The following is a 26067-nucleotide window of genomic DNA, read 5'->3' on the forward strand; positions in this document are numbered from 1 at the left end:
GTAAACCATGGTTAAAGTGGATAGGATTAACCTGTCAAATGAAGGATTAACTAAATTCTTCAGCCCTACTGAAGCACAAATAATGGGTGTTCTGTGGGCACATGACGAGCTTACCACATCAGAAATCACTACAAAAACCGACATTTCACTTTCCAGTGTCGCAGGCACTTTGGATAGACTGGTCAAAGCAGGTTTTGCACAGCGGCATATTGACAAGAATGCGCATCCTGTAAGGTATGTCTATTCTGCATCAGATTCAATTGAGGAAACCGCTAATTCAATAACAAGACGTGTGCTTGACAGCCTTGTAGATACTTTCGGGAAAGTGGCTGTCGATAATTTCCACAATTACCAAAAGAAAGAATAATTCTTTTTGATGATTGGCATGGGTGTAATAGAAGAGGGAGTGGCATGCTATGTAGCATGCGTAAATAATTCAGGCTACCTGCCTATTATACTCCTGTTGGCAGTATCAACCATGCTTCTACTCCTTGCTTATCTGAAAACCCAGACACCTCTTTTGCGGATATTCTCATTTGCAGGAGTGCAACTTTCGATGATAGGAATAATTTCTCTTATCATACTTGCGATGGAGTGTAGCGGAATGCTGGCATTGCAAATATATCTTGGATATGTTGCGATTTCAACACCAGTAATCATCCTGTTTCCCAGGATGTACTATAAGATACTGATTCGAAGGTTCAATGCGAAACCTGTATCTGATATTGTCTCATGGCCTCAGGAATTTGCAAATGAACTGGCTGGCGGGGCAAAAGTGTATTATTTTGATTCTGCTGTTCCAAAAGCATTTACCTCCGGGAAAGCAATTTTCGTTTCACTCGGTATGCTTGAACTTTTCAGTGAAGATGAAATAAAAGCTGTACTTGCACATGAAATCTGGCATTTCAGAAACCGTGCAAAAACACCTGTTTTAAGGCAGCTTTCAGCAATGACTTTTACAAGATACAAGTCTGAGCCGGAACTTGAAGTTCTCGCTGATGAATTTGCACAGAAAGTTGTTAGCAAGGATGCTCTGGAATCCGCAAGGAAACAGGTTGAAAATTGATTTCTGAAGCTTATTCTTCGGCTCCACAGGAAGAATACCCCTCAGCAATAACCGGGATTTCAAATGTGAAAGTGCTTCCTTTTCCAACCTCACTTTCAACCAATATACTGCCGCCATGCATCTCAACATGCTGTTTGACAAGGGCAAGCCCTAAACCGGTTCCCTCATATTTGCGGGCATGGGAAGCGTCAACCTGCCTGAATGGTTCAAAAATAATCCCCAGATCCTCCTCCTCAATCCCAATTCCAGTATCGGAAACTGAAACCTGAATATATCCTTCAATACATCTGGATTTAACCACTACTTTTCCGTTTTCAGGTGTAAACTTAATAGCGTTACCAATACAGATTGTACATTATTTGCCTGAGCTTGGTCCTGTCAGCACATATTTTCACATCATTGGGCTTCAAATCGAGCTCAATAATAATGTTCTTTTTCTGTGCCATTAGTTTCATGGAATTTTCAACCTCAAAAATTACCTCTGACAAACTAATCATTTCAGGATTGAAATCCATGTTTCCTGCCTCTACCTTTGAGATATCCAGAATATCATTGATGAGGCTGAGTAAATGCTTTCCACTTTTTGATATATTGCTTAAATAGCGGGTTTGCCTTTCAGTAAGATCGGCCTCGGAATCTCCAAGAAGTACATCAGAGAAACCAATAATGGAATTCAAAGGAGTTCTAAGCTCATGGCTCATGTTAGCCAAAAACTCTGATTTTATACGAATCAATTCCTCAGAGATATTTCTGGCACGAGCAAGGGCATGCTCAGCAAGCTTGTAAGTTGTTATATCCACAATAATGATCAGGACATCATCATCCATGCTGCCGATTATGCGAGCCTCATAATCACGGATATCATCATTCACTGAAAGCTGGTATTGGAAATTTTGCGCTTCACCGGTTTGGAACGCCTGGTCAATTGCATGCATAACCTGCTTCGCAACATCTTTGGGGAGAACATCACAAATCTTCTTGCCCAGGAATTCTTCTTCAGGTACAAGAGTTGCTTCTCCTGAATGGGCCTGATAATCTAAAAATGTCCCATCTCTTTTGCACTCAAATGCTAAAACCGGCAATGCATCCAGTATAGCCCGGTTTTTCCTGTCGCTCTCATAGAGTGCCCATTCGCTTTTCAAAATGCTATTGTCCGTTCTTTTCAGGATGATATAATAAAGGGTTGAAAGAATTCCGAAAATAAGTACCAGAAAAACAATTACAAACTTCAGATGATTGGAAAATGCTTCCTCACTTGCAGTAACATCCTGCAATATGAACAAATCTCCTATTTCATTTCCAGCACTATCCGTCAGAGGAATCCCCGAAACCACCCATATTCTCTCACCGTTCCTGAGTTTTTTTGATTCGTGGGAAGACCCCTGAGAAACGGTAAAATCATGAATATTCGAAATATCGTACAGGAATTCATCAGGCAATGCAATAGTACTGTATGTAAGAACCTGATCAGGGTAAGCATCCCAGTTGTGATCCCTGCCAAGCATCTCCATACCTGATTCCCAATGCTCGCGGTAGAGTTCATTTTTATGAATGAAGATCATCATTTCAGTACGTGATCTGGAGGCAGAGGAATCCAGGACTTCTTTAATATCTTTGCCTATTTCGATATAGCCAACCAGTGTCCCGTTATGATATACAGGCGTCACCACACGCAATGAAAAAGAACCAAACGTACCCAGCTCAACATCGCTGGCTGTTTCTCCTGTTTGCTCGGCTTCAAGAAGGCTAAATCGATCTATTACATCCCCATTACGTTCAGGCTAATGAACACGCAGGATATTTACACGATCCGGCCCATGGAAATAAAAAAGGCTTATATTGTGAACTCTTTGAAGCCTTTCAAAATAGTCCTGGGAATTAAGGAGCAATTGTTCAGAATCATTTTCTGCCATCGCTTTTTGGAGTAAAGGATCTTTTGCTATCCATTCTAGTTCTCCCGCCAATGCAGTGGATTGCGCAGATAGAGAATAAACATACTCATCATGGGCAACAGAAAGGGAATTCTGGAGACGATCATCTGTCTGGTAATCATAATGCCAGACTAATGTTGCGAAAAATGCGGCAATAACTATTAGTGCCACAAGAGCCAGTGGAAACAAAAGAACCCGTGTGATAGGCTGAGAAGACGTCTCATCTTTGGACTCAGGGAACCTATTGCCAATTGGTTTTGATTCCGTCTTTATCTTCATTTTTGCTCCCTTCCAGAAGGTGTTTTCCTGAGTTATTCTATCGGGTTTTCGCCTGAAGCATTGAAACTCCTTAAGAATTTTGGAATTAATTCATTAGATCTGACAAATTTCTTTTTTAAAATATACTTATAGAGTATGAAGTAAGCACATATAAATTGTTTGGAAGGTGAATGCTTAATGATGGTCTATTGATACCGAAAAAAACAGAGATATTAATTTGGATTCCACTTCTGAACCAGGCCGATTAAAATTATTCAGGCAGACTAATCTGTAAAGTTAGATGAATTGAAGCCGGAAAGATTACACATTGTTATCTTGCTGCTACAGACGAGTTCTATCTTTGGACAAAAACGCATGTGACTTTCAAAGCAATAAAGCCAGTGTAAAAGAGAGTTGTACGGCAGACACAACCAGTGTGGAGAGCAGGATAAATATAGACACAGGTGTTGTGAATTCCTCATTTCCTTTCAGCATGAAAAATGTATGCGCCGTGAAAGCAAATATACCTGAAAGTGCCAGAAGTAACGAGAAGAATAAACCGTATTGGATATTTGCATAAACCAATACCAAGCCATAGAGCACGAATAAAAGAATTGGAAAATGCAAGAGCAAAAAACCATTGATTCCACCAGGAAGTTTGAAAAGGTTCCACTCTTTCCAATATGCCGAGTCTATTTCGTGACTAATCAGTAAAATAGCATTTGTGAGATAAAGCCAGAACAGGAGCTCAGCCATAATAGCAGATTTATTCCTTTATTTAATAAATTTGGCACCCTGACAGCAGCATTTATAATGGAATGAATCTATAAAAATAGATTCTCTAATTATTGAAATATATATTTCACCAAATTTTGATGTTTTGTTCAAAAGATTTATATCTGTTAGATCTCTTCTAGCAAGAGGTGTGGCGAAAGGTGATGGCTTAAAAATCTTAGCTTGATGGCCTGGATCTTAAACCGGTATTTAGACTTCACTAGGCATAGCTTTAGGCATGGCCATATTTGTAGAACACATAAAAATTTTGGTGAGCGGTAATGGGGTGCAGAGTTGTCAGTGTTGCCTATAAATCAGAAGGTTTTAGCGTAAAGGAATTCTGGAACAACCTTTCAAGTATGCAAGGAGAATCCAGGTACCAGACCGGAAAACTTGACTTCGAAATAGGAGTTGAAAAAACAAGCATAAAGCCCCATGAAGTTTTCAAAATCGATCTCAAAATGACAAATACGGGTGCTTTTCCGGTTAATCTATTGAAAATGTATGAGCACGTAAGCTACGAACTTATTTTCTGCTATCCGGATGGTTCAGAGATCCCATATGAGTGTGAAATCGTTCACAAAAGTTCGCTGAATGATAACGATCTTGTCGAACTACATCCCGGTGTTTCAATAATTGCAAGTATAGAATGTGACTGCTGGTACCTCAGGGAAGGCGAATACCAGCTGTACGCCGTGTACCATACAACAGATGAGAAAAACATCAAAACTCCATATTGGCATGGAAAAGTAAAATCAAATTCTGTCAAAATTGTAGTTCATTAACTGCACTCCGGTTTTCCTGCAATAGCAGATTATAAGCATTTGAAACAGACGAACAGCCTGGCCTGTGAAACATATATATGCAAACACCGTATAATCCACTCCAGAAACATAAGAGGCAGCAGGCATTACCATGACACTGATGGACGAGGCAAGAAAAGGAATAATCACTCCTACAATCAGAAAGGTGGCTGAGAATGAACACATCGATCCGGATACTGTAAGGAAGTATGTTGCAGAAGGCCTTGTAACAATTCCACAGAATATCAAGGGAAAATCTAGATCGATGGGTATCGGAAAATGCATGAGTGTCAAGATTAATGCCAATGTCGGAACATCAAGGGATTTTGTTGATGTAGACGATGAAATTGAGAAGGCAATAACTGCTGTCAAATACGGTGCTGACACAATAATGGATCTTTCCACAGGTGGCGATCTTGATAGTATCCGCAGGCGAATAATGGATGCTGTGGATGTGCCATTCGGAACCGTTCCCCTTTATCAGGCAGCCTCCTCCAAGGAAACCGTTGTGGACATGAGTTCTGACGACATGTTTGATGCAGTCCGAAAACATGCGGAAAGCGGTGTTGATTTTGTAACTATTCATGCAGGAGTGAATCAGAATGCACTCCAAAGGCTGCGAAAGGGAAATCGTATCATGGATGTTGTGAGCCGGGGTGGCTCCTTTACTATTGCGTGGATGCTCCACAACAATGAAGAAAACCCATTTTATGCAGAATTTGATTATCTTATTGAAATTGCAAAAGAGTATGATCTGACGCTCAGTCTGGGTGATGGAATGCGCCCGGGATGTGTACATGACGCGTCTGACAATGCGAAATTCATGGAATTCATCACATTGGGAGAATTAGTCAAACAGGCTCGTGAAGCAGGCGTCCAGACATTTGTTGAGGGGCCCGGTCACGTGACTGCCGATGAAGTCCAGCTCAGCGTAACAAGTATGAAGCAACTTTGCCACGGAGCACCTCTTTACCTGCTCGGCCCTCTTGTGACCGATATCGCTCCGGGATACGATCACATTACCGGTGCAATTGGAGGTACTATTGCAGGAATGTGCGGGGCTGATTTCCTTTGCATGACAACGCCTGCCGAACACCTTGCACTTCCAACCTGCGAAGATATCAAGGAGGGAGCTATTGTCACAAAGATAGCTGCTCATGCCGCAGACCTGACACGTGAAGGGCAGCGCGAACGTGCAAGGGCCACAGATATGGAAATGGCAATGGCACGGAAATCTCTTGACTGGGAAAAGCAGTTTGACATTGCCATCGATAAAGAGAAACCACGCAAAACACGTGAAAGCAGGAAAACAGGCAGTGACGCATGTTCAATGTGCGGAGAACTCTGTGCATTAAAAATAGTCCAGAAAGCACTGGAAGAAGATAAGCAATTGTGAGATTTGCAGCTTCTTATTAATTTTTTTGGCCAAACCCATATTTCATAGGGTAGTATTTAAGTATAGTTAATGCATTGTCTAACTTGACTAAAAATAGACGTGTTTGAACAAATCTCTGCAGATATGGCTGAAGCAATTTTCCACAAACACAGTAGTTGGAACAGGTGTTTTCTTAAATGAATATCGAAGAAAAAGCGTGGTCACAGATTTTTGGTGTTCCGTTCAGGCGCCAGACATACCTGAACATGCTTTACATTCTTTTCACTTTTCCATTGGGAACGGCATATTTTATATTCCTGATCTCCGGCCTCCTGATTGGCCTTAGCTTTTCGATAATACTACTTGGAATTCCGGTTTTGCTTCTTGTTTTCATCGCATGGTGGGAATTAGTTGCCTTTGAAAGGGAACTTGCAATACATCTTCTTGGAGTACAAATTCAACCACTTTCAGAAAAGGAAAGTGCAGATGGAGGATTCTGGAAAGAAATCAAAAACAAAATACTAAACCCGGTTGCATGGAAAGGACTGGCATTTCTTTTCATAAAGTTTCCGTTAGGAATCTTTTCACTTATCGTTTCCATAACATTAGGAGGAATTTCAGTTATCTTTTTCCTGACGCCTTTGTTTTACCAGTCATTTACTATGGGAATTATGGATCTTACAGTTTCAAGTTTGCCTGAAGCAACCTTTTTTTCCATTGTCGGAGTATTGCTCTTTGTTCTAACGTTGCACGTAATCAATACTATGGCGACAATATCAGGATATCTTGCAAGAGTGATGCTTGGAGGACATAAGAAGGGAATTAGCTATCAAACTGTGCCAGATTATCATAAAATTCAAGAATAAGACCTGTCAATTCATTTTTAGTATCAAGTTGGAAAGTTCTAATTTGCTTTCCAAGGGGTTTTTCTATTACCACGCCAACTTCAACAAGAGGGGCAATAACCCGTGCAACACTTGAATGAGAAAGACCTGTTTCTTCTGCGATTCCTGAAAGGTAGGTTGATTCATCCCGATGTTTAATAAGATTCTTGAGCACGGTCATCTGGGCAGTTTTCCCAAAAATCCTTTCAAGTGTATCCGCATCCATTGGATTTAATTATTGCATCATCGGTAATAAGGATTTCTAATTATAAACACAGTTTGTCTATATATCGATAAACAAGACGTAAAATCAGAAACCTATTAATAGACCAAAAATTAATATTATCCACCAATAAATCAGGGGTTTCACATGCAGCACAATGAATTAGACAGAAAAATCCTCAAGATTCTGGAACAAAGAGATGCTTCTTCAAAGGAGATTGCTGCAGAACTGGGTGTTGATGAATCACTAATCCAGCAAAGGCTCAATAAACTTGCTGACAATCGACAGGCGATTATGATTGTTGATGATGAACCAGATGCATTACTGGCAACACAAAGAGCCCTTGAAGCAGATGGCTATAACGTTATTGTTGCCCGAAGTGGTCTTGAAGCACTTGAAAAAATGGAAGAGACAATTCCTGATACCATTCTTCTGGACGTAATGATGCCGGACATGGACGGATTTGAAGTATGCAGAAGGCTCAAGGAAAACAAGCGTTTGAAACATATTCCTGTGATAATGCTCACAGCTAAGGGGCAAACGGACGATAAAGTTGAAGGCATTGAATTGGGAGCTGATGATTACATCACAAAACCATTTGAACTTCGTGAACTAAAAGCCAGAATTAAAATGGTCCTAAGAAGAACAGGACAATAAGGAAACATGCTATTCAGAAAACGAAAACTGAATGTCCTGATAATTCTCTTCATTGCTTTTCTTTTTATTAGTTCAATTATCTTTTTCGGAACACGTGCCAACCAGGAAGTTCAGGAGATTTTTGAAGAACAATTCACCCGACAACAAACCCTTGTAGCAATGCAAATCTCCTCCGGGATAAGTGAATTCCTGAATGAGAAATTTGTAGCGCTGGAGATTGCAGCAAACTACGAAAATGGAGTTCCACCTGATAATTTTTCCCGACATTTTGAAGCTATATACAACCATTCCGCCGGATTCTACGCGCTTGAATTTGTGGATAAAAACGGAACAATTGTTTCAGGATATCCAGAAGAAAACGTACCCCTGGGATACAACCTCTATGAAAATGAAAGAGCAATTGCATTTGAGAAAACAAAAGAGATAGGAACCACATACGTAACCGATCCAATAGAATCAATAGAGGGAGACCTCACAATATTTGTATGGGTGCCTGTTTACAAAGAAAAAGAGTTTCAGGGGACAATTCTTGCCTTAATCCATACTGAAGAAATAACAAAGCGTGTGATTCGGGAATACAATGCATCTTCCGGATATATTTACATAATAGACAGCAATGGGAAATTACTCTACGACAGTTCAGAGGATTACTATCCAGGAGACAACTATTTTGATCTTTTAAGCGAACCGGATCACAGGCGCCTCTTCATCCTTGGGGAGCAGGTAGAAGGAAACAGTGGCTCAGGATGGTATCGGGAATTAAATGAAAATGGGGAAGAAGAAATCAGATTGGTTTCATACGTTCCTATTGAATGGCATAATCAGGTATGGTCGGTGGGCGTTGTCACCCCTCTGCAAGATATAATCGCAATCATTCGAACAGTTTACCTCAAGCAGGCAACTTTCATGCTTTCAACGGGATTTTTTATTCTATTCTTCAGTGCTCTTATGGTATTGATATTCGCTTCGTGGAACCGAACCCTTGAAGATGAAGTTGCTCGCAAAACCGCAGAACTTGAAAAATCAAATCGGCACCTTCGAAAGCTGGATCGCCTGAAAAATGAATTCCTTTCAATGGTTTCACACGAATTAAAGACACCGTTGACAGCCATGCGAACATCCAGCGAATTCCTCAAAGAAGGAAAATGTGACAGTGAAACTCAGGATGAAATGCTTGACTTGATTATCCGCAACATCGATAGACAGTCAAGGATGGTTGATGATTTACTTGATATTTCCAGAATCGAATCCGAAAAAATGACTTTCAAAGAAGAAAAAGTCGATATTGCAGAAGCAATTCATAATGCCATGGAAGTAGTCAGATCAAAGGCAGAAAAAAAGAAAATTCATTTAGAGATCGATGACATGGATTTACCCGCAGCAAGAACCGATAAAGATAAACTGATTCGCACCCTTGTAAACCTTCTCGACAATGCTATCAAATTCACCCCATATAATGGGGAAGCTATTCAGATTAGTGGAAAAACCGAAGATGATTTCCTCAGGTTGACTGTGGCCGATAAAGGAACTGGCTTTCCTGCAGAGGAAATCGAGAAAATATTTGATAAATTCTATCAGATAGACAGCACTGCAACAAGAAAAGCTGGTGGAACAGGTTTAGGCCTTGCAATCATCAAAGGAATTGTGGAAGGGCAGGGAGGCAGGATTTCCGTTACAAGCGACCCGGGGAATGGAAGTACTTTCACATTTACAATAAGGAAGTGGGTGGAGTGAAAAAACTAGTTTTAGCCGTTTTGGTCCTTTTAGCAATATTCTCTGCCGGATGTGTGCAGGAGACAGAAAATAACGACGTACAGGAAAAAGTGGATCCAATAGCAGACAGACTTGTTGAAGCAATTATTGAAAAAAATTATACCAAGTTTTCCGAGGATTTCACACCATTGATGCAAAAAGCATTACCTGAAGAAATGTTTGTTGAAAACAACAAACTTGTTTTGGAAACACTCGGAGAGCCTACGTCAAAAGAATTCCTGAAAGCGGTTGAAGGAGACCGCTATACTACAGTAACCTATGTGCTTACCTTCGAAGATGAGTCGGAAGCATTTTTTAACATCGCTTTACTGGAAGAACATAACGAAACAAAGATAGCAGGCGTTTGGATTGATTCGCCTATATTAAGAGAGAAGCTTGATCTGGAGAGAAAAGAAAGGCACCCCTAAAGTGCCTCATTCATATCTCAATGCATCCAGTGGTTTCATCATGGATGCTTTCCAGGCAGGATAAAGACCTCCTATCAGGCTTGTCCCGATTCCAAAAGCAACTCCTGCACTGATGTAGAGGATTGTTGTTATAGAGAAGAAATAAGAGATGTCTTTTGTTATAAGGTAAATCAAACCCATACTTCCACCTACCGTAAGTATTCCACCTGCTGCACTTGCGAGTATCCCGAGGAACAGGGCTTCATACAAAAACATTTTGAGAACATCGTTTTTTGATGCCCCTACAGCTTTCATGATGCCGATTTCACGAGTACGTTCCATGGTAGACATGAGCATGACATTGAGAATACTGACACCTGCAACCAGAAGGGAAATAGAACCAATCCCCATAAGGAACAGTGAAATTGATCTGAAAGCTGTATCAATTTCCTGGTTAATTATATTGGTTGCAAAGATTTCCACTTTTTTTTCTTTCCTGTTCAGCGTCTCATCAATATCATCCTTGACAGAATCTACCTGATTTATGTCCTCAACTACCACCACAACCTGATCGTAGCCATCCCCTTCTTCAGGATAGAGTTTTTCGTACATATCAAAAGAGGTGAAGATACTACCATCGGCACTTATATCAATTCCAATACCCTGCTCCTTAAGAATCCCAACCACACGGAGTCTTGATCCATCAACTTCAACTTTGCTACCTGTTTTTAGTTCAAGTTCGGAAGCTAAACGATTTCCAACTACACATTCCGTAGATCCGGATTTGAAGAATCGGCCTTCTTCAAGCTCCACCAGATTTGAAAGCTTGTCTGATTCAATTCCATAAGCAGTTCCATAATAGATCTCATCCCGTGACTCAATGGCCTCGCCTGTCACCCAGAAAGGAATAATCTGCTCGATCCCGCGAACCCTCTCTATGTCCCCCACCTGCCTCTCAGTGACGGAATCTTCCCCGGCAGTAGGATAAATGATCAGCCGATCCCCAATATCCCCGAATGAATCCTCAACAGATAATTTGAGAGTGTTCCCAAGCACCCCCATGGAAGAAATTGCCATTACACCAATGATAATACCAATTGCCGCAAGGATAGTCCTTACTTTCTGCCGTTTAAGATTACGTTCCGCAAGCTGAGTGTACATATTGTTGCGAAAGCTGTCAATTGCCCTCATCAACGACCTCCCCATCCTGCAAACGTATCGTGTGGTGTGAATACTCGGTTATTTGCGGATCGTGCGTCACTACTATCAGGGTTCTGCCCCGGTGATTCAGATTGCTTAGCAGTTCCATTACCCCTTTTCCGGTTTTGGAATCCAGGTTTCCGGTTGGCTCGTCGGCAAGAATAATTGGAGGATCATTGGCAAGTGCCCGGGCAATTGCGACCCGCTGTTGTTGGCCACCGGAAAGTTCATTTGGTTTATGTGTTGCATATTCAGGATCCAGACTTGCATCTTCAAGAAGCTTGAGTGCCTTTTCCTGCCGCTTCTCTTTAGGAATACGGTTGAAAATCATGGGAATTTCAACGTTCTCAAGAGCAGTAAGTGTTGGAATCAGATTGAATTGCTGGAAAATGAAGCCGATGTTATTCCTCCTGATACGAGTCAATTCATCATCGGTAACCTTTTGGATATCAACACCATTAATGCGAACAATGCCACTGGTCGGCTGATCAAGACACCCTATCATGTTCAGAAGCGTGGATTTCCCCGATCCGGATGAACCCATGATGGTCGTAAAATCACCTTGTTCAATCGAGAAGGAGACACCATTTAGGGCATGTACTTTATTTTTGCCCATCTGGTACACACGGGTGACATCCTGAACCTCAACTATCCTGTTCATCGTTCACAACCTGGGAATCCGGCTCTTTCGAGCTTTTCCATGAGCGATAGATAACAAAGCCAATGACTCCTGTAGATAGCAAAATGATGGCCCACACATAAACCGGAATGCCACTTTCAGAACTGGAAGATGAAACACGGCCAGACTCCAGTGGAAGATTTTCTATAGCACTTGCGTAGGTATTGCCTGAATCCCTGAATTCAATAAGAACCGGTATTTCAGTTACATTATCACCTGTTACCAAAGCAGATAATTCAAACCCACTAAAATCATCTGCCTCTAATGTGCCTATAAAATAGCTACCGGAAGGCTGGACTGGTTCGATTCCTTCCTCAGGGTAAATGGATAAAATAACATTCTGGGCAGATGTTGTGCCAAAGTTATTCAGATCTCCGGTAAAAAGATAACTGTTTCCAAATCTGGTGATTTCAAGATTAGTAAATATGAGTGAAGATCTTTCCACAATTTCGAGAGTTGTATCTTCCGTAAAAGTGTGAAGATTATCGCCGTTGTAGTAGAAAACATCGAAAGATATGTCTTTGACCCCTTCAGAAGACTGCATTGTATTCAGGGTGAGACTGACAGCAGAACTGTTGCCTCCCTCAATATTGCCTACGAAGTATTCAGACGGTGTGAAGCCAACATCGTTTCCTTTGGGTATAACAATAACGCCTGTTACCGACCCGGATAGTGGGTTTACTACATCAACAGAGACTGTGGATATTTCATTGATAGTAGTTGCAGGAAAGTCGGCAATAATCAAATCGACCTTCCGGGAATCAACCTTTACCGGAACCTTGTAGTTCAAATCCTGCATATCGCTGCCACCCACAATTTCAAGATTGAGGTAATGGGTTCCAGATGAAGCATTGGCTGATGCACGAATATTGAATGTAAATGTGATTGAATCACCAGGACCCAGAAGGCCAACGTCTGTAAACGTTGTGCCACCGGATTTCACAGAATCCTCACCTTTGAGAGTTGCACTGGCGACGTATGCATTCATATCGAAAGTTTCGTCATCTTCCTCAACATAAACTTCACCACTTGCCATATTTTTTAATTCAAAAGTAATCGTGCCGGAATCTCCCGGAAGCAGTACAACGGGATCAACGGTGTAGGTCACGGAAACCGTAGGACGTATTTCAGTGTCTGCACTTGCCGGAACCAGCATAATACAAAGAATTGCAAAAAAAGAAAAAAGGAAAACTGGTTTCATCAGAAGACACCTAAATTAAAAATGGAATAAAGTATGTACAATCCTACTGGAATACCCACTGTTATAGCGGCATTTTTAGTAGTAAGGGAGCGAGCGTGCTTCATACCGAATATCCAGATGTTTGCACTCCATTACATGAAGATAATTCCGATGATGGAAACCGCCTGAAGGACTGGATCCGCAGCGATAAGTTCAGCATAGGCTGCACTATCTTCTATATTGATATTTTGCAAATTTCCCGCAAGACTCTGTATGCCAACAATTCCGACAATGGAACTGAGTATCGTAGGAATGTAACCATAGCCTACAACTTCAAGAGACCGTTTGAAAGATCCTTCCCCCCCTAAAAGTGCGGAGATTCCATGGAAGATTCCTGTGTAGATTAGCCACATAATGAAAATCGATATAAAGGCACCTATTGCCCCTCCAATTGCAGCTATTGAGGAAAAAGAAGAAGCTTCCGGGATATTCGCAAGAACAGCGTTCGTCATAATATATCCGCTTACTCCTGAAATTAGAGCTGTAACGAATACAATTAAAAAGGGAATCTTTAGTTCGATCGGATCTTGCATTTTCTCACTGAAAAATGCATTTGGATTAGTTAACACACCTGTAATTTCAGCCATTTCATTTCCTCAACATCATCATATTCTGTAATAAGAGTTAAGAGTTTCCAGACTCTTGATAAGACGCGATAATGAGACTGGAGAAAGAGGGGTGGCGTATGGTGGTGGTACAAGTTAAGCCAGTGCCCAGCCTCATCATCGATTGCAAGTATAAATTGGCTATAAAGTAAATAAACCTTTCTATTTTTAGACAGGTTTTTGGATATATCTTTTGTCCTGCAGGTTTTTCACCCCCTTCCCTGCAGAAAAAAGCTTTCATCCGAGCGAATAGGGATAAATGAAAAAAAGTCAGATAGAAAGAAAAAGACCGGACAGGTGAGCCCGGAAACTCAGCATTTAGGAAGTTTATCCCGGGCATTACAATCGGAAAGCAGTTCCAGACCTTTGTCTGTCAGCCTGTAGGATCCGCCTTCGGTTTTGATGAAATCGCCACTCAGCAGGAAGTCAACATGATACTTAATCGAAGTATCATCAGAATCAACTGCTCCTGCCAATTCATTTTCAGCGATTCCAAAACTACCAATCGCTGAGATCATTTTCCTCCTCAGGGGATGGGAAGCAGCCTTGTTCATGAGATCATGTTCCTGTTTAACAGCTTCACCCTGAGAGGGAGCACGCATCATTATATCATCAAGTTCGTCGTAATCTTCATCCATTATTCTAACCCCGTATTTTAATTTCCGACTATTCATAACTATTAATCATTTATATTGTTATTGGTAAAGGGAACATGAGAACTGCAAAACGGCAGTACCGATATTGCAGCATACAGTTATCATCATATACTGTTATAATCATAGGTCTTTCAAATAAAATTGAGGAGTTTTTGATATGAGTACAATGGAAAATCTGGAAGGTGCATTTACAGGTGAATCAATGGCAAACAGGAAATACCTCGCGTTTGCAAAAAAAGCAGATGAAGACGGACATCCACAGATTGCAAAACTTTTCAGGGCAGCAGCAGCTGCGGAAACAGTGCATGCACACAATCATCTTGGCATTATGGGTGGCATAAAGAGTACCGAGGAAAACCTGAAGGAAGCTATTGAAGGTGAAACCTTCGAATTTACTGAAATGTATCCAGAATTCATTGAAAAAGCAAATGAGGAAGGAGAAGGCAAAGCTGCATGGAGTTTCAAGGTTGCAAATGAAGTTGAAGCCATCCACGCAGAACTGTACAAGAAAGCACTTGAAAATATCGGAAACAACGAAGAAGTAGACTACTATGTCTGCGAGGTTTGTGGAAATACTGTAGAAGGCAGCGCACCTGATGTTTGTCCGATTTGTGGTGCTCCCGCTTCCAAATTTGAAAAAATTAACTAAAATCCGGTTCAACCGGATTTCTCTTTTACTTATCACGTGGCAAATTAGTTCATAGTGCTATTAGCACTTGATTTTCTTCAACTTTTAAATCAAATGTTTTCTGATCGTGGCACTTCCCGGAAAAAGCCAGTGTCATGAAATCCACGTTCTTTACAACCTTTCCTGAAGTCACATCATATTTACATCCATGAGAAGGACATTTGACTATTTTCCCCTTAGTTTCCCCGAAGGAAGATCTCCCTTCATGTGACTGCAGACAGCATCCATTGCGTAAAAGTCACCTTCAATATTGGCAACGAGGATTTTCTGCCCGTTAACTTCGATTCCTTTCATTTCCCCTTCAGGAATTTCATTGGTCTTACATAATTCAAGGTATTCAGCCATGCATTCTCCCCAACCTAATATTTGGCTAAAAGCGTAAAAAGGTTACTGGAAGGTAGCATGTAGAAAAGCGTAATTTCACACGAATTGACCATAGAGACTTTCGAGATCTTTATCTGAAACTGATTGTGCAATTGACTTATGATAATTGCTGTCAACACCCCTGGACGAAGAAAATTCCTTGTTTGCAGCCTTCATATTACTCAGGCCAATTTCTTCATAAAGACCATAAACCATAACAAATGATTTATCATAACCAAAATCTACCTGCCCTGCATTGCTGGAATTATAAGTAGCAGGTACAGACCACTCATCAAGATCTAAAGCATAAAGTGATTCCGCCTCATCATAACCCTCAAAGAAATTATCTTTCATTGAGGATGATGCAGTGGAATCGGTTTTTTCCAGTGCCAGATATGTGTAGAAGTTGGCATAACCTTCATGCATCCACAATTCATCAAAATGGCAACCACGAGTCCAGCAATGTACTATTTCATGAATAAGCACCTGATCACTGGCTGAATTTAAAATAGAGATTTTGCCGTTACCATTATTGAACCCCTTATAGCCGTTCATTTCAGAAAATGAGCATTCGGTAATGATGATATTGGTATTTCCCGGATACGGAATTCCCCAAAGTTCCTCCTGCAAAGGGAGATTTTCCTTTACAACATCAAGCTTATGTTGAGCCCATTCATCTTCCCCCTCCCAGTATTCAACGCTGATTGTCACATTGTTTAATTCAAGTGGGACAACACATGTAGCAACTTTTGTATCGGTTTTTTTGGCACATGAAACCAGAGAAGGAGATTTCCAAATGTTTCCAGATTCAAATTTATAGATTGTTTTTCCGGAATCTGAAGAAACAACATAATCATTTCCGGAAACCTGTGTTTCATACCCTTCTTCAACTATGAGAGTCACATCTGCAGATTCTACTGTTTCCTGAACATAAAAAGTGGCCGAAGAGGGAGTTGCGGGAATATCATATTCAATTGTGAAGGCATAGCTCTCACCATACCACACACGTTCATCAAACTCAAACAGGAAATAGCCATTGTTGTTTTCACTGAATTGGACAGGTGAAGAAATGTCATAGGCGATAAGATTGGAAGCCTTGTCTGGAATGTAGTAGCTCAGCGAAGAATAGTACCCTTGCCAGAAACGAGTATCTTCATCCTGGTTTGTGAAGGAAATATATTTTGTAACATGAACTGAACCGGACTTTACTTCATAAGTTGAATCAACATGAGTATCGGTTTGCTCCCACCCTGCAGAAACAGGCACAACTGCAAATAGGGCCAATATAAAAAGTACAGAAAATAAATAAAAAGTATTCCTGATCCGAAGAGTCTTCCCAGCCATCATGCATTTTTAAGTTTTTATGTACATGGACATAACCAACATGGCAACAAACGCATTATGTGTGTACATGAGTGCACAAATTGAACAGAAAAATATGCATGCAAAGTGAAAAGGAAAAAATCAGCCAACTAAAAAAGCCCGAGTGGCCGCTCATTCAATGAGTCCAAAAAGTTCCTGATATTTACTACTAGCAGCAACAGAAGGTAATTCAAGAATAGTAGCATTAGAATTAATCCTTATGAGGAAAGCACGCAGGTCTTCAACCTGTCCTTCACCTGCTGAACCCCGGTTAATGCAAATAATATCTGAGTCCCGTATCTGTGACAGGAAAAACTCCGGATATACAGGAATATCGATCCTGAATGTTTCAGCATTTACAAAGTAAACTATTGGGGAAAAAGAGAGGTTAGGAAGTTTCATTGGTTCAAGACTTTCCCTGGTTTCAAGGAGTAAAGTGCTCCCAGACAATTCTATTACGATAAAATCGGAATTACGCATTTTCTTTAGCATTTTTTCAAGAACAAAGCGCAAACTGCATGGCGTACAGTCCAAAAACAACTCAGTAACCGTAAGGCCTGGAATAGAAGAATCTTTGTAGCCAGAGTCGTATTCCCCTTTTTCAGTTATAATGAGAGCCCCTTTTTGCCCTTGCGCAACAAGCTTCTTCCCAAGAGCAAAAACGGCATCCCTTTTTCCACTTTCCGGCCTGCCGGCCATTATAATGAATTTCATAAATAACCCATGGAAGCATTACTTTTTCCAGCACCAATTCCAATCATAGATATCCAATACAACTCGGAGAGATTGATATAAAAAAGTGTTCATTGTCCCACAAAACTAATTTTCAAAGACATGGAAAACACGGCAATACAACATGAAATATTGATTGCCAAAGGAATCTATCGAAACGTTGTTTTTAGGGAAATTTGAGGCAAATACACAAAGGTATTAAAAAGCAATTAAAATTTTTAATTGAAACGAAGTTTGATGAAAGTTTTATAAACCATAGCATATAATGATATGATTGGGCCGCATTAGCGGCACAAAAAGGAGTTTGGTCCCCTGGGGAGGGGATTATCACATTGGTTCCATTTGCTTCTATATCATATATAGTTGTAAATGGAACTATTTATTAACGGCGTTAACAGTGTGTATTGAAGTCTACTATACATGAGGAGAGAGAGAGAATGCTTGACAAACTAAGCTAAAGAAGCAGACTCCATCCATCCCGCTCCATCATAGGTAGCTACTTCATGGATTGTCATGTACTCCCATAAAGATGTTAAAATGTTCTGATTCCTTTCTCCATTCAGCAACCAGAAACGCACAACTTTTTTTGAATACAGGAAGAAAGTTTCTAAAAGCGAAAAAAATTAAGACTCTACCATTGAAAAGTGGTATGTAAAAAATAAGGGAGTACACCAGCCGGGATTCGAACCCGGGTTCGAGCGTTGGCAACGCCCGGTGATAACCACTACACTACTGGTGTATATTCGATGTTTGGTGCCCAGACCCGGACTCGAACCGGGGACAACTGCCTCTTCAGGGCAGCGCTCTCCCAAACTGAGCTACCTGGGCAATGAGAGCATCACATAGATAATGTGTTTGCATTTATAGTTATCGAATTGTTGTGGTGGGCCCGCGGAGAGTCGAACTCCGGACCTCCGCCATGTCAAGGCGACGTCATAACCATCTAGACCACGAGCCCATACAATTTGCTGACATCCACAAAAACGAGGATGCCTTCTACTTCAGGAAACAAGCCCCGAAGCAAACACTCCTATACAAATTTACCCTATATATAATTTGTTCCACCCACCGGTTGCCCATATAAAGCAACGGAAAGAGTAAGAGCAAAACAGACTGAAAAACAGAATAATTCCAAAAAAGATAATTGACTTTCTTTAAATTAATCTTGAAATTAGTAGGAGTGAGCGGTAAAAACAATCCGACTGTTCTAATTTATTAATTCTTCATTAACAACAGTTATATATCGGTAATGCGATTAGGAAGGGCATGGACTCCTTTAATGCAATTGTTCTGTCAATTTTCTTACCATTTATTGCTGCTTTATTGGTGCCCCTTGTGGAAAAGGTCATCAAGCAGCGTGTTGGATGGTTCTCAGCAGCCATTGCATTTATCAGTTTTATCCTCATCGGACAGGTTACCCATAACGTGGTAGAAGGACATACAATTGAACAGTCAATAACCTGGTTGCCCTCTGCAGGCATTGAATTTGGAATTTATGTTGACGGCCTTTCAATGATGATAGGCTTCATAGCATCCGGTATTGGCGTAATCATAATGTCCTATTCAAATGGCTACATGTCACACAAGGAAGACCTGCCACGATACTACCAGTACCTGTTACTTTTTATGGGATCCATGATAGGGATGATTTTTTCATCCAACATCGTACAGTTGTTCATTTTCTGGGAACTCACCAGTATTACTTCATTCATGCTTATCGGCTACTGGAGAAGTAAACCGGCTTCCATTTACGGAGCTACCAAATCATTACTTCTCACAGCCGGAGGCGGCCTATTCATGCTGGCTGGCTTCATATTACTTCACAGCATAACAGGCACATTCGACATCCCTACAATCCTCCATAATCCGGAAATCGTGCAGGATCTAAAGGCACACCCGCTGTTCCTTGCAACCCTTATCCTGATAGTAATCGGTGCTGCATCGAAATCCGCACAAGGACCCTTTTATATATGGCTTCCTAATGCAATGGAAGCTCCGACCCCAGTGAGTGCTTTCCTCCATTCAGCAACAATGGTAAAAGCCGGTATTTACTTAATTGCACGAGTACACCCAATCTTTTCCGGAACAGATGCATGGTTCCTTCTTGTAGGAGGAATTGGTATTTTCACAATGCTGCTTGCAGGATTCCTCGCATTCAGGCAAACAGATATCAAAGCAATCCTTGCATACTCCACCATCAGCCAACTTGCCTACATGATGACAATGTACGGATACACATCATACCATGAACCCGGCATTGGAGTTGCAGCAGCTACATTCCACCTTCTCAACCATGCGACATTCAAAGCATGCCTGTTCCTTGTAGCCGGAATTGTAGCACATGAAGCTGCCACCCGGGACATTCGCAAGCTTGGAGGATTGCGAAAAGAAATGCCAATTACTTTCATAATCGCATCAATAGCAGCCCTGGCCATGGCAGGAGTGCCTCCCCTAAACGGATTCCTCAGCAAAGAAATGTTCTATGAGACTTCCCTTGAGATGGGACATGTGCTGGGAGGACCGTTCGAATTCCTCATACCAGCTGCGGCAGTCATGGCTGGCGTATTCACATTCGCTTATTCAATAAAGCTCATAGACGGGATATTCCTCGGGAAAAGACATGACGACCATCTTCCCGAGCACATCCATGAAGCACCATATACAATGCTGGTTCCTGCAGCCTTTCTGGCACTTCTTGTAATATTCATAGGAATATCGCCTTCACAGGCAGTTCATTACATAATTGAACCAACTACTGCCGGAATCCTCCTTGAGGAAGTACATTTACATGTAGCCCTATGGCATGGATTTACAACATCCCTTATGATGACGATTGCAACTTTCCTGATAGGAATTGCAGTTTACACCAAATATGACAACATTGCTGCATGGCAAAACAGGACTAATGAACGCTACCCATGGTTTAGTGTGAATTATGTATATGACAGGATAGTAAACGGAGCAAAATACAGGGCTGGAAGCTTTGCCGCACGTGCACAGCCCGGGCCCGTGAAGACATACATTAGTGCAATGTTGCTGCTATTCGTAGTTCTGGGAGCAATCCCCGCCTTTATTGTCACAGCAACATTGATTCCGGACAGCATGAATTTCAATGTTCCTGCATATGAAATATTGATCCTTGGTATGATGATAATTGCAGCTGTGGCATCTGCAGTATTGAGAAAATATCTGCACGCCATAATTGCGCTTTCATCTGTCGGATACCTTGTGAGCCTTGTATTCATCTATCTCAAGGCACCTGACCTGGCCCTCACCCAAATACTTGTGGAAACACTTACAACAATCATTTTCCTGCTGGTAATTGTAAAAGTACCCCAGACATTCAGGGAAAAAATATCCAACACAACCCTAGCAAAAGATCTTATCATCGCATCAGCAGTTTCCCTGATAGTGCTGGTGTTGATGCTTAATGCTACGCAGGGAATTGTATCCCCATTGGAATCCCTTTCATACTATTTCGTTGAAAACAGCCTGCCTCTCGCCGGAGGACACAACATTGTCAACGTTATTATCGTTGACTTCAGGGGATATGACACACTTGGAGAAATCTCAGTCTTGTGTCTTGCAGCCCTAGGCGCATACAACCTTATAAGCAGCAGAGGTGATAACCAGTGACGACCCTCATCACAAAAACTGTTACTAAAATATGCATTCCGCTAATTATTTTATTCTCAATCTCCCTGCTACTCGCAGGTCATAATAACCCGGGAGGAGGATTTATAGGCGGAGTTATGTTTGCTGCGGTAATTTCCCTCACATACGTAGTTTTTGGATTAAAGAATATGAAAACTATATTTAATCCGGGTTGGGACAGAGTATTTGCATTCGGACTCTTGCTCGCATCGCTTACAGCTTTCGCAGCCATTCCCTTTGGACACCACTTTTTCAGAAGTGCGGTTGCTTTTGTGCACCTGCCTCTTTTCGGGGAAATTGAGTTAGTATCGGCTGCACTTTTTGACACAGGCGTTTACTTCGTAGTAATTGGAAGCCTGCTTTACATATTCAAAACACTGGGAGAGGACAAATGAACAGTGCGTTACTTTCGATAACCATAGCTTTACTTTTTGGAATCGGTACTTTCCTCATCCTCAGGAAAGATCTAATCAAAATAGTCATCGGGCTTTCCATACTTTCACATGCAGTTAACATGTTAATTGTTTCAACCGGATTGTTTGAAAACGGGAAAGTTCCAATTATAACCGGCGAGCACGCCGAACATTCATCCGGCATAGTTTTTACAGACGACCTTGCAAACTCGGTCCTTGCACCAGTAGTTCCGGAGTCTGCTGAAATGATATATGTTGACCCACTGGTTCAGGCCCTCGTACTTACTGCAATTGTAATCAGTCTGGCAACAACCGCATTCATTTTGATCCTTGCTTATCGCATATACGAAGAATACGGCACAACGGACATCTCAAAACTACGGAGGCTATGGGGATAATGGAAATAAACCACATCCCAATACTCCTGATAGCACTTCCAATAGTGCTCGCAACTCTTACCATAATACTCAGGACGAGGCCATCCTTCCAGAAAAACATCAACATTGTTGCATCATTCGTACTGTTTGTGTTGAGCATAATGCTTCTCTTCAATGTCTGGAATAACGGCATCATAGTATACGAAGTTGGGGAATGGGGAAAATACGGGATTCTGCTTGTAGCGGACCTGCTGGGTTCCGGGATGGTCGTACTCAGCTCGCTTGTATCCCTTATGGCGTTGATATACTCCCTTGATTACATGGACAGTAAGGCACTCAACACCACATATTATGCATTATTCAATTTACTGGTTGCCGGGCTTAACGGGACATTCCTCACAGGCGATATTTTCAACATGTTCGTCTTCTTCGAAATCCTGCTCTTATCATCATGTGGTCTTGTGGTCACTTCCGGAAAAGGAGGTTTTACAAAAATCCCTGACAAGATGGAAGCCACGTTCAAGTACCTCATGCTTAACATGCTGGGCTCCATTGTCATGCTTATTGCAGTAGCTGCACTATATGCCACAGTCGGAACACTCAACATGGCAGACATCGCAGTTAAAATAGCAGCCATTAGTGCAGCAGGAGCGCTACCCTGGCATATATATGTCATAGCACTTTTGTTCATAATTGTTTTCGGAAGCAAGGCTGCAATTTTCCCACTGCACTACTGGCTTCCGGATGTGCACCCTTCAGCCCCTTCACCAATAAGCGCAATGCTTAGCGGAATAATGATAAAGGTCGGCGTATACGGAATACTGAGGACGTACTATCTCATATTCAACGAGGCATTGTTCATTCTCCAGCCAATCATAATTTTCCTGGCGCTTGCAACCATAATTGTCGGGGCAATTTCAGCAATCGGACAGAATGATGTTAAACGTTTGCTGGCATACTCAAGTGTAAGCCAGATTGGATATATATTCCTTGGAGTCGGAATGGGTACTGCTTATGCACTTGCGGCAGCACTTGTATATCTTGTGAACCACGCAATCGCCAAATCCATGCTTTTCCTTGCATCCGGAGGAATCATTCACCATGCAGGTACAAGAGACATGCGTAAAATGGGAGGCATGGTGAAAACAGCACCCGTGATGAGTGGAGTATTCCTCATTGGAGCCATGTCTATTGCAGGACTTCCACCCATGGGAGGGTTTATTGCAAAATTTTTCCTTTTCGATGCAGGACTTCTCGGAGAGTATTATGTCCCCATAGCAATTGCATTACTATTTGCAATTTTGACTCTCTTCTACATGTTCCGTGCATGGCTCCTCATGTTCTGGGGAGAGAAATCAGATCTGGCCGATTACGATACGTTCAAGAGACACCGGATGTCAAACATAATGATCTACCCCATTGTCCTGCTGGCAGCACTTGTTGTAATTCTTGGATTGTACCCGGAGCCTTTAATAGCACTTTCCACATCAATTGCAAATGAATTGCTCAATCCGCAACCATACATAACAGCAGTACTTGAGAGGAGTGTAAGATGAAACAATATGTCATCTATTCAGTGACGTTGGGAATAGCATGGTGTTTCCTTCATGGTGCTATCAATTTACCTAACTTCCTCGTAGGCCTTGTACTGGGTTTCTTAGTAATCAGACCTTTCAGGGAACTTTATGATTTTGATGAACAGGCAACATATAGCGATTTCATCAGGCGCATTCCAAAGCTGGGAAAATACCTTTCCATACTCATGGTGGAAATCATTAAGGCCAGCATTGTTGTAGCCAAAATTGTCCTGCAGCCAAAAATGAATATCAATCCGGGCATTATTGCAGTCCCGGTACGCACTACAAAAGATGTTTCCATAACTGCAATTGCCAATACCATTACCCTGACACCGGGGACACTTACAATTGATGTTTCAGACGACAGATCGGCACTATACGTTCACTCAATAGATGTTTCTGATCCAAAAGGTCTGAGTGATTCTATTCGTGATGATCTGGAAGAATATGTACTGGAGGCATTTGAATGATTTCGGAATTACTCTACATCACCCTGTTTTTCATGGTTCTTGCATTAATTCCATGTATCTACAGGGTAATAGTGGGACCCACCATCCCTGACAGGGTAGTCGCCCTTGATGCGCTTACTATAGTACTCGTGGTTATACTTGGTGTTTATTCATTTGTGCAGGAATCCATCTTTTTCCTTGATGTTGCCCTTGTACTTTCAATTATTTCCTTTGTCGGAACAGTTACAATATCCAAATATCTTGATGAGGGGTCGGTATTTTGAGCATACTAGCAACTGCAATTGACGCTATCAGCATGTTTTTTTTCCTGATAGGACTGGCTTTTGTATTTCTCGGCATGATTGGTTTATTGCGTCTTCCTGATGTCTACAACCGCCTTCATGCCACAACAAAAATCGGAACTGTAGGCGCATTGGCGGTGATGATCGGGATTGTTTTGAAAGTAGGTCTTTCGGCCATGGGACTAAAAGCCATAACCGTAGGTCTCTTCCTGCTCCTGACAGCACCGATTGCAGCTCACATGATAGCAAGAGCAGCCCACAGGCATGGTGTCGGTTTATGCGAAGAATCAATCATGGATGACTACGGAAAAACTTACAAATAAAGATGGAAAGAATCTTATGAAGATGCATACCCATCTTTTTGTTCCGGAAGAGAAAAACTTCGAAGAGATTATGCAAACCGCCGGAAAAATAATCAGGAAAGGCGGACTTGTTGCATTCCCCACGGAAACTGTTTATGGGCTTGGAGCAGACGCCCTGAATCCGGATGCTGTACAGAAAATTTTTGATGCAAAGGGAAGACCCGCAGATAATCCCTTAATTGTACATGTTGCAAAAAAAGAACAGTTTTCGCAGCTTGCAGAGGAAATCACACCAACTGCACAAAAACTCATGGAGCATTTTTGTCCTGGACCCCTAACACTAATCCTGAAAAAGAAAAAAAATGTACCTGACATCACCACGGCCGGACTGGACAGCGTGGCAATCAGGTTACCTTCAAATGAAATTGCCCTGGAGCTTATAAGTGCAGCCGGAACACCTATTGCAGCACCAAGTGCCAATCGATCAGGAAGCCCAAGTCCTACTTCCGCCTCACATGTGATGAATGATCTTGAAGGAAGAATTGATGCCATCATTGATGGAGGAAGTACGGAAATTGGCATCGAATCAACTGTTGTGGATGCCAGAGGCAAAATCCCAATTATCCTGAGACCAGGAGATGTTTCCAGAGAAGAACTTGAAAAAGTTGCTGGAAAAGTCGAGATTGGATACAAGGATCACAAAATATCCATGGAAAAGCCCCTTTCCCCGGGAATGAAATATACCCACTATTCCCCCAGTGCCAAAGTCATTTTGTTGGAAGGAAATGCGGAAGCTATAAAAAAGAAGATTGCAGAACTTATACAGCAATATTCATCAGAAGGAAAGAAAGTCGGAGCACTTCTAACAACAGAACTTCAAGGCAACTTTAAATCTATGAAAACAATATCTTTAGGATCAGCTTCCGAGCCTTCTATAGCAGCAAACCGAATATTTTGCGCAATGAGAGAAATGGATCTTGAAGGAATGGATATCATACTGGTAGACGGTTCATTTACAGCACAGGGAATCGGTGCTGCCGTATTCAACAGATTGCGAAAAGCATCCACGAATATAATTAACCTTTGAGGATACGATTATGAAAGATGAAAAGAAAAACTACATGCTGGAAAAACAAAACTACATCAGGGTACGGGACAGGAACAGGAAAATTGGGCTTGCCAGCATGATACTACTGGCCATAGGACTTGGCCTGAAATACGTGGATATGGCAGATGTGGGAGAAAATTTCATCTGGCTTGGAGTTGTCATGGTGATATACATCTTCGGCTCAAATATGATGGCTCGTTCTGCAATGAGCAAATACGAAAAGAAGTAAA

At 41.6% G+C, this 26067-nt stretch carries 31 protein-coding genes and 3 tRNA genes; 18 read left to right on the forward strand and 16 right to left on the reverse strand.

Annotated features, from left to right (window positions below):
- Window positions 1-7 precede the first annotated feature (7 nt).
- Both J2755_RS10935 and J2755_RS10940 read left to right on the forward strand, forming a co-directional pair.
- Complete coding sequence (locus J2755_RS10935; protein ID WP_209683669.1) at window positions 8-367, forward strand: BlaI/MecI/CopY family transcriptional regulator; 360 nt, start codon at window positions 8-10, stop codon at window positions 365-367.
- A gap of 18 nt (window positions 368-385) precedes the next feature.
- Window positions 386-1066 (forward strand): M48 family metalloprotease, encoded by a 681-nt coding sequence (locus J2755_RS10940; protein WP_209683671.1) that lies wholly within the window; start codon window positions 386-388, stop codon window positions 1064-1066.
- Window positions 1067-1076: 10 nt separating this feature from the next.
- Here the strand turns inward: J2755_RS10940 and J2755_RS10945 are convergent, their stop codons facing one another.
- From J2755_RS10945 to J2755_RS10960, 4 genes are all read right to left on the reverse strand, one after another.
- A complete protein-coding gene (locus tag J2755_RS10945; RefSeq protein WP_342591091.1) occupies window positions 1077-1367 on the reverse strand; it encodes an ATP-binding protein in 291 nt (96 codons plus the stop codon).
- A gap of 34 nt (window positions 1368-1401) precedes the next feature.
- Window positions 1402-2826: a sensor histidine kinase gene (locus J2755_RS11570; RefSeq protein ID WP_342591093.1), complete on the reverse strand. Its 1425-nt coding sequence runs from the start codon at window positions 2824-2826 to the stop codon at window positions 1402-1404.
- Between the two features lie 21 nt (window positions 2827-2847).
- Window positions 2848-3276, reverse strand: coding sequence for a hypothetical protein (locus J2755_RS10955; protein ID WP_209683675.1), 429 nt, complete (start codon window positions 3274-3276; stop codon window positions 2848-2850).
- Window positions 3277-3639: 363 nt separating this feature from the next.
- Window positions 3640-4011: a DUF6713 family protein gene (locus tag J2755_RS10960; protein ID WP_209683677.1), complete on the reverse strand. Its 372-nt coding sequence runs from the start codon at window positions 4009-4011 to the stop codon at window positions 3640-3642.
- 299 nt (window positions 4012-4310) lie between these two features.
- Here J2755_RS10960 and J2755_RS10965 point away from each other — a divergent pair, with 299 nt between their 5' ends.
- The 3 genes from J2755_RS10965 to J2755_RS10975 all read left to right on the forward strand — a co-directional run bounded on the left by J2755_RS10965 (window position 4311) and on the right by J2755_RS10975 (window position 7073).
- On the forward strand, window positions 4311-4814 hold the full coding sequence (locus J2755_RS10965; protein ID WP_209683679.1) for a hypothetical protein: 504 nt from the start codon (window positions 4311-4313) through the stop codon (window positions 4812-4814).
- Between the two features lie 130 nt (window positions 4815-4944).
- Window positions 4945-6228, forward strand: coding sequence for a phosphomethylpyrimidine synthase ThiC (gene thiC / locus J2755_RS10970; RefSeq protein WP_209683680.1), 1284 nt, complete (start codon window positions 4945-4947; stop codon window positions 6226-6228).
- 176 nt (window positions 6229-6404) lie between these two features.
- The gene (locus J2755_RS10975) at window positions 6405-7073 is read left to right on the forward strand and encodes a sensor domain-containing protein (RefSeq protein WP_209683683.1); all 669 of its coding nucleotides are present in this window, start codon (window positions 6405-6407) and stop codon (window positions 7071-7073) included.
- Here J2755_RS10975 and J2755_RS10980 read toward each other — a convergent pair.
- Window positions 7030-7317: a MarR family transcriptional regulator gene (locus J2755_RS10980; protein WP_209683686.1), complete on the reverse strand. Its 288-nt coding sequence runs from the start codon at window positions 7315-7317 to the stop codon at window positions 7030-7032. The two genes, J2755_RS10975 and J2755_RS10980, sit on opposite strands and share 44 nt — an antisense overlap.
- A 144-nt stretch (window positions 7318-7461) precedes the next feature.
- On the opposite strand from J2755_RS10980, the gene J2755_RS10985 reads away from it, so the two are divergent.
- From J2755_RS10985 to J2755_RS10995, 3 genes are read left to right on the forward strand one after another with little or no spacing between them, the layout of a single operon-like run.
- On the forward strand, window positions 7462-7971 hold the full coding sequence (locus tag J2755_RS10985; protein ID WP_209683688.1) for a response regulator: 510 nt from the start codon (window positions 7462-7464) through the stop codon (window positions 7969-7971).
- A gap of 6 nt (window positions 7972-7977) precedes the next feature.
- Window positions 7978-9705 carry a sensor histidine kinase gene (locus J2755_RS10990; protein WP_209683691.1) on the forward strand — a complete coding sequence of 576 codons (1728 nt, stop codon included), beginning with the start codon at window positions 7978-7980 and terminating at the stop codon, window positions 9703-9705.
- On the forward strand, window positions 9702-10151 hold the full coding sequence (locus J2755_RS10995) for a DUF3887 domain-containing protein (protein WP_209683694.1): 450 nt from the start codon (window positions 9702-9704) through the stop codon (window positions 10149-10151). Before J2755_RS10990 ends, J2755_RS10995 begins: the two co-directional genes overlap by 4 nt.
- Before the next feature lie 6 nt (window positions 10152-10157).
- On the opposite strand, the gene J2755_RS11000 is transcribed toward J2755_RS10995, so the two are convergent.
- From J2755_RS11000 to J2755_RS11020, 5 genes are all read right to left on the reverse strand, one after another.
- On the reverse strand, window positions 10158-11321 hold the full coding sequence (locus tag J2755_RS11000; protein ID WP_209683697.1) for an ABC transporter permease: 1164 nt from the start codon (window positions 11319-11321) through the stop codon (window positions 10158-10160).
- Complete coding sequence (locus J2755_RS11005) at window positions 11308-11991, reverse strand: ABC transporter ATP-binding protein (protein ID WP_209683700.1); 684 nt, start codon at window positions 11989-11991, stop codon at window positions 11308-11310. Before J2755_RS11005 ends, J2755_RS11000 begins: the two co-directional genes overlap by 14 nt.
- Complete coding sequence (locus J2755_RS11010) at window positions 11975-13210, reverse strand: COG1361 S-layer family protein (RefSeq protein ID WP_209683702.1); 1236 nt, start codon at window positions 13208-13210, stop codon at window positions 11975-11977. The genes J2755_RS11005 and J2755_RS11010 overlap by 17 nt, the downstream gene beginning before the upstream one ends.
- A gap of 131 nt (window positions 13211-13341) precedes the next feature.
- Window positions 13342-13836: a YIP1 family protein gene (locus J2755_RS11015; RefSeq protein ID WP_209683705.1), complete on the reverse strand. Its 495-nt coding sequence runs from the start codon at window positions 13834-13836 to the stop codon at window positions 13342-13344.
- 329 nt (window positions 13837-14165) lie between these two features.
- Window positions 14166-14492 (reverse strand): winged helix-turn-helix domain-containing protein, encoded by a 327-nt coding sequence (locus tag J2755_RS11020; protein ID WP_209683708.1) that lies wholly within the window; start codon window positions 14490-14492, stop codon window positions 14166-14168.
- Between the two features lie 175 nt (window positions 14493-14667).
- Here J2755_RS11020 and J2755_RS11025 point away from each other — a divergent pair, with 175 nt between their 5' ends.
- Window positions 14668-15159: a rubrerythrin family protein gene (locus J2755_RS11025; RefSeq protein ID WP_209683711.1), complete on the forward strand. Its 492-nt coding sequence runs from the start codon at window positions 14668-14670 to the stop codon at window positions 15157-15159.
- 204 nt (window positions 15160-15363) lie between these two features.
- Here the strand turns inward: J2755_RS11025 and J2755_RS11030 are convergent, their stop codons facing one another.
- From J2755_RS11030 to J2755_RS11055, 6 genes are all read right to left on the reverse strand, one after another.
- Window positions 15364-15543, reverse strand: a complete 180-nt coding sequence (locus J2755_RS11030) for a Rieske (2Fe-2S) protein (RefSeq protein WP_209683714.1) — start codon at window positions 15541-15543, stop codon at window positions 15364-15366.
- A gap of 75 nt (window positions 15544-15618) precedes the next feature.
- Window positions 15619-16845 (reverse strand): hypothetical protein, encoded by a 1227-nt coding sequence (locus J2755_RS11035; protein WP_209683717.1) that lies wholly within the window; start codon window positions 16843-16845, stop codon window positions 15619-15621.
- A 210-nt stretch (window positions 16846-17055) separates the two neighbouring features.
- Complete coding sequence (locus J2755_RS11040; RefSeq protein WP_209683720.1) at window positions 17056-17637, reverse strand: GTP-binding protein; 582 nt, start codon at window positions 17635-17637, stop codon at window positions 17056-17058.
- Window positions 17638-18322: 685 nt separating this feature from the next.
- Window positions 18323-18394: transfer RNA gene (locus J2755_RS11045), tRNA-Gly, on the reverse strand.
- A gap of 12 nt (window positions 18395-18406) precedes the next feature.
- Window positions 18407-18483: transfer RNA gene (locus J2755_RS11050), tRNA-Phe, on the reverse strand.
- Window positions 18484-18536: 53 nt separating this feature from the next.
- Window positions 18537-18613, reverse strand: a tRNA-Val gene (locus J2755_RS11055).
- A 308-nt stretch (window positions 18614-18921) separates the two neighbouring features.
- Here J2755_RS11055 and mbhE point away from each other — a divergent pair.
- Genes mbhE through J2755_RS11100 form a run of 9 tightly spaced genes read left to right on the forward strand, consistent with a single transcriptional unit; the run spans window position 18922 to window position 26066 of the window.
- Window positions 18922-21291 (forward strand): hydrogen gas-evolving membrane-bound hydrogenase subunit E, encoded by a 2370-nt coding sequence (gene mbhE, locus J2755_RS11060; RefSeq protein WP_209683723.1) that lies wholly within the window; start codon window positions 18922-18924, stop codon window positions 21289-21291.
- A complete protein-coding gene (locus J2755_RS11065; protein WP_209683726.1) occupies window positions 21288-21704 on the forward strand; it encodes a monovalent cation/H+ antiporter subunit B in 417 nt (138 codons plus the stop codon). The genes mbhE and J2755_RS11065 overlap by 4 nt, the downstream gene beginning before the upstream one ends.
- Window positions 21701-22120 (forward strand): NADH-quinone oxidoreductase subunit K, encoded by a 420-nt coding sequence (locus J2755_RS11070; RefSeq protein ID WP_209683742.1) that lies wholly within the window; start codon window positions 21701-21703, stop codon window positions 22118-22120. Before J2755_RS11065 ends, J2755_RS11070 begins: the two co-directional genes overlap by 4 nt.
- Window positions 22120-23655 (forward strand): NADH-quinone oxidoreductase subunit M, encoded by a 1536-nt coding sequence (locus J2755_RS11075; RefSeq protein ID WP_342591092.1) that lies wholly within the window; start codon window positions 22120-22122, stop codon window positions 23653-23655. The genes J2755_RS11070 and J2755_RS11075 overlap by 1 nt, the downstream gene beginning before the upstream one ends.
- Window positions 23652-24146, forward strand: coding sequence for a Na+/H+ antiporter subunit E (locus J2755_RS11080; RefSeq protein ID WP_209683749.1), 495 nt, complete (start codon window positions 23652-23654; stop codon window positions 24144-24146). Before J2755_RS11075 ends, J2755_RS11080 begins: the two co-directional genes overlap by 4 nt.
- Window positions 24143-24409, forward strand: a complete 267-nt coding sequence (locus J2755_RS11085; protein WP_209683752.1) for a cation:proton antiporter — start codon at window positions 24143-24145, stop codon at window positions 24407-24409. Before J2755_RS11080 ends, J2755_RS11085 begins: the two co-directional genes overlap by 4 nt.
- Window positions 24406-24750 (forward strand): monovalent cation/H(+) antiporter subunit G, encoded by a 345-nt coding sequence (gene mnhG / locus J2755_RS11090; RefSeq protein ID WP_209683755.1) that lies wholly within the window; start codon window positions 24406-24408, stop codon window positions 24748-24750. The genes J2755_RS11085 and mnhG overlap by 4 nt, the downstream gene beginning before the upstream one ends.
- The gene (locus J2755_RS11095) at window positions 24725-25816 is read left to right on the forward strand and encodes an L-threonylcarbamoyladenylate synthase (RefSeq protein ID WP_245312956.1); all 1092 of its coding nucleotides are present in this window, start codon (window positions 24725-24727) and stop codon (window positions 25814-25816) included. Before mnhG ends, J2755_RS11095 begins: the two co-directional genes overlap by 26 nt.
- A 10-nt stretch (window positions 25817-25826) precedes the next feature.
- Complete coding sequence (locus J2755_RS11100) at window positions 25827-26066, forward strand: hypothetical protein (RefSeq protein WP_209683758.1); 240 nt, start codon at window positions 25827-25829, stop codon at window positions 26064-26066.
- The last annotated feature ends 1 nt before the right edge of the window (window position 26067 follow it).

This window comes from Methanohalophilus levihalophilus (assembly GCF_017874375.1).
GTDB classification, from domain to species: domain Archaea; phylum Halobacteriota; class Methanosarcinia; order Methanosarcinales; family Methanosarcinaceae; genus Methanohalophilus; species Methanohalophilus levihalophilus.

Coding starts and splice junctions, on each gene's coding strand:
- J2755_RS10985 (WP_209683688.1), top strand. CDS start 7,462: ATGCAGCACAATGAATTAGACAGAAAAATCCTCAAGATTCTGGAACAA.
- J2755_RS11075 (WP_342591092.1), top strand. CDS start 22,120: ATGGAAATAAACCACATCCCAATACTCCTGATAGCACTTCCAATAGTG.
- mbhE (WP_209683723.1), top strand. CDS start 18,922: ATGGACTCCTTTAATGCAATTGTTCTGTCAATTTTCTTACCATTTATT.
- J2755_RS10965 (WP_209683679.1), top strand. CDS start 4,311: ATGGGGTGCAGAGTTGTCAGTGTTGCCTATAAATCAGAAGGTTTTAGC.
- thiC (WP_209683680.1), top strand. CDS start 4,945: ATGACACTGATGGACGAGGCAAGAAAAGGAATAATCACTCCTACAATC.
- J2755_RS11040 (WP_209683720.1), bottom strand. CDS start 17,637: ATGAAATTCATTATAATGGCCGGCAGGCCGGAAAGTGGAAAAAGGGAT.
- J2755_RS11010 (WP_209683702.1), bottom strand. CDS start 13,210: ATGAAACCAGTTTTCCTTTTTTCTTTTTTTGCAATTCTTTGTATTATG.
- J2755_RS10990 (WP_209683691.1), top strand. CDS start 7,978: ATGCTATTCAGAAAACGAAAACTGAATGTCCTGATAATTCTCTTCATT.
- J2755_RS11070 (WP_209683742.1), top strand. CDS start 21,701: ATGAACAGTGCGTTACTTTCGATAACCATAGCTTTACTTTTTGGAATC.
- J2755_RS11100 (WP_209683758.1), top strand. CDS start 25,827: ATGAAAGATGAAAAGAAAAACTACATGCTGGAAAAACAAAACTACATC.
- J2755_RS10960 (WP_209683677.1), bottom strand. CDS start 4,011: ATGGCTGAGCTCCTGTTCTGGCTTTATCTCACAAATGCTATTTTACTG.
- J2755_RS11000 (WP_209683697.1), bottom strand. CDS start 11,321: ATGAGGGCAATTGACAGCTTTCGCAACAATATGTACACTCAGCTTGCG.
- J2755_RS10935 (WP_209683669.1), top strand. CDS start 8: ATGGTTAAAGTGGATAGGATTAACCTGTCAAATGAAGGATTAACTAAA.
- J2755_RS10940 (WP_209683671.1), top strand. CDS start 386: ATGGGTGTAATAGAAGAGGGAGTGGCATGCTATGTAGCATGCGTAAAT.
- J2755_RS10955 (WP_209683675.1), bottom strand. CDS start 3,276: ATGAAGATAAAGACGGAATCAAAACCAATTGGCAATAGGTTCCCTGAG.
- J2755_RS11085 (WP_209683752.1), top strand. CDS start 24,143: ATGATTTCGGAATTACTCTACATCACCCTGTTTTTCATGGTTCTTGCA.
- J2755_RS11025 (WP_209683711.1), top strand. CDS start 14,668: ATGAGTACAATGGAAAATCTGGAAGGTGCATTTACAGGTGAATCAATG.
- J2755_RS11095 (WP_245312956.1), top strand. CDS start 24,725: ATGACTACGGAAAAACTTACAAATAAAGATGGAAAGAATCTTATGAAG.
- J2755_RS11020 (WP_209683708.1), bottom strand. CDS start 14,492: ATGGATGAAGATTACGACGAACTTGATGATATAATGATGCGTGCTCCC.
- J2755_RS11015 (WP_209683705.1), bottom strand. CDS start 13,836: ATGGCTGAAATTACAGGTGTGTTAACTAATCCAAATGCATTTTTCAGT.
- J2755_RS10980 (WP_209683686.1), bottom strand. CDS start 7,317: ATGGATGCGGATACACTTGAAAGGATTTTTGGGAAAACTGCCCAGATG.
- J2755_RS11080 (WP_209683749.1), top strand. CDS start 23,652: ATGAAACAATATGTCATCTATTCAGTGACGTTGGGAATAGCATGGTGT.
- J2755_RS10975 (WP_209683683.1), top strand. CDS start 6,405: ATGAATATCGAAGAAAAAGCGTGGTCACAGATTTTTGGTGTTCCGTTC.
- J2755_RS11005 (WP_209683700.1), bottom strand. CDS start 11,991: ATGAACAGGATAGTTGAGGTTCAGGATGTCACCCGTGTGTACCAGATG.
- J2755_RS11030 (WP_209683714.1), bottom strand. CDS start 15,543: ATGGCTGAATACCTTGAATTATGTAAGACCAATGAAATTCCTGAAGGG.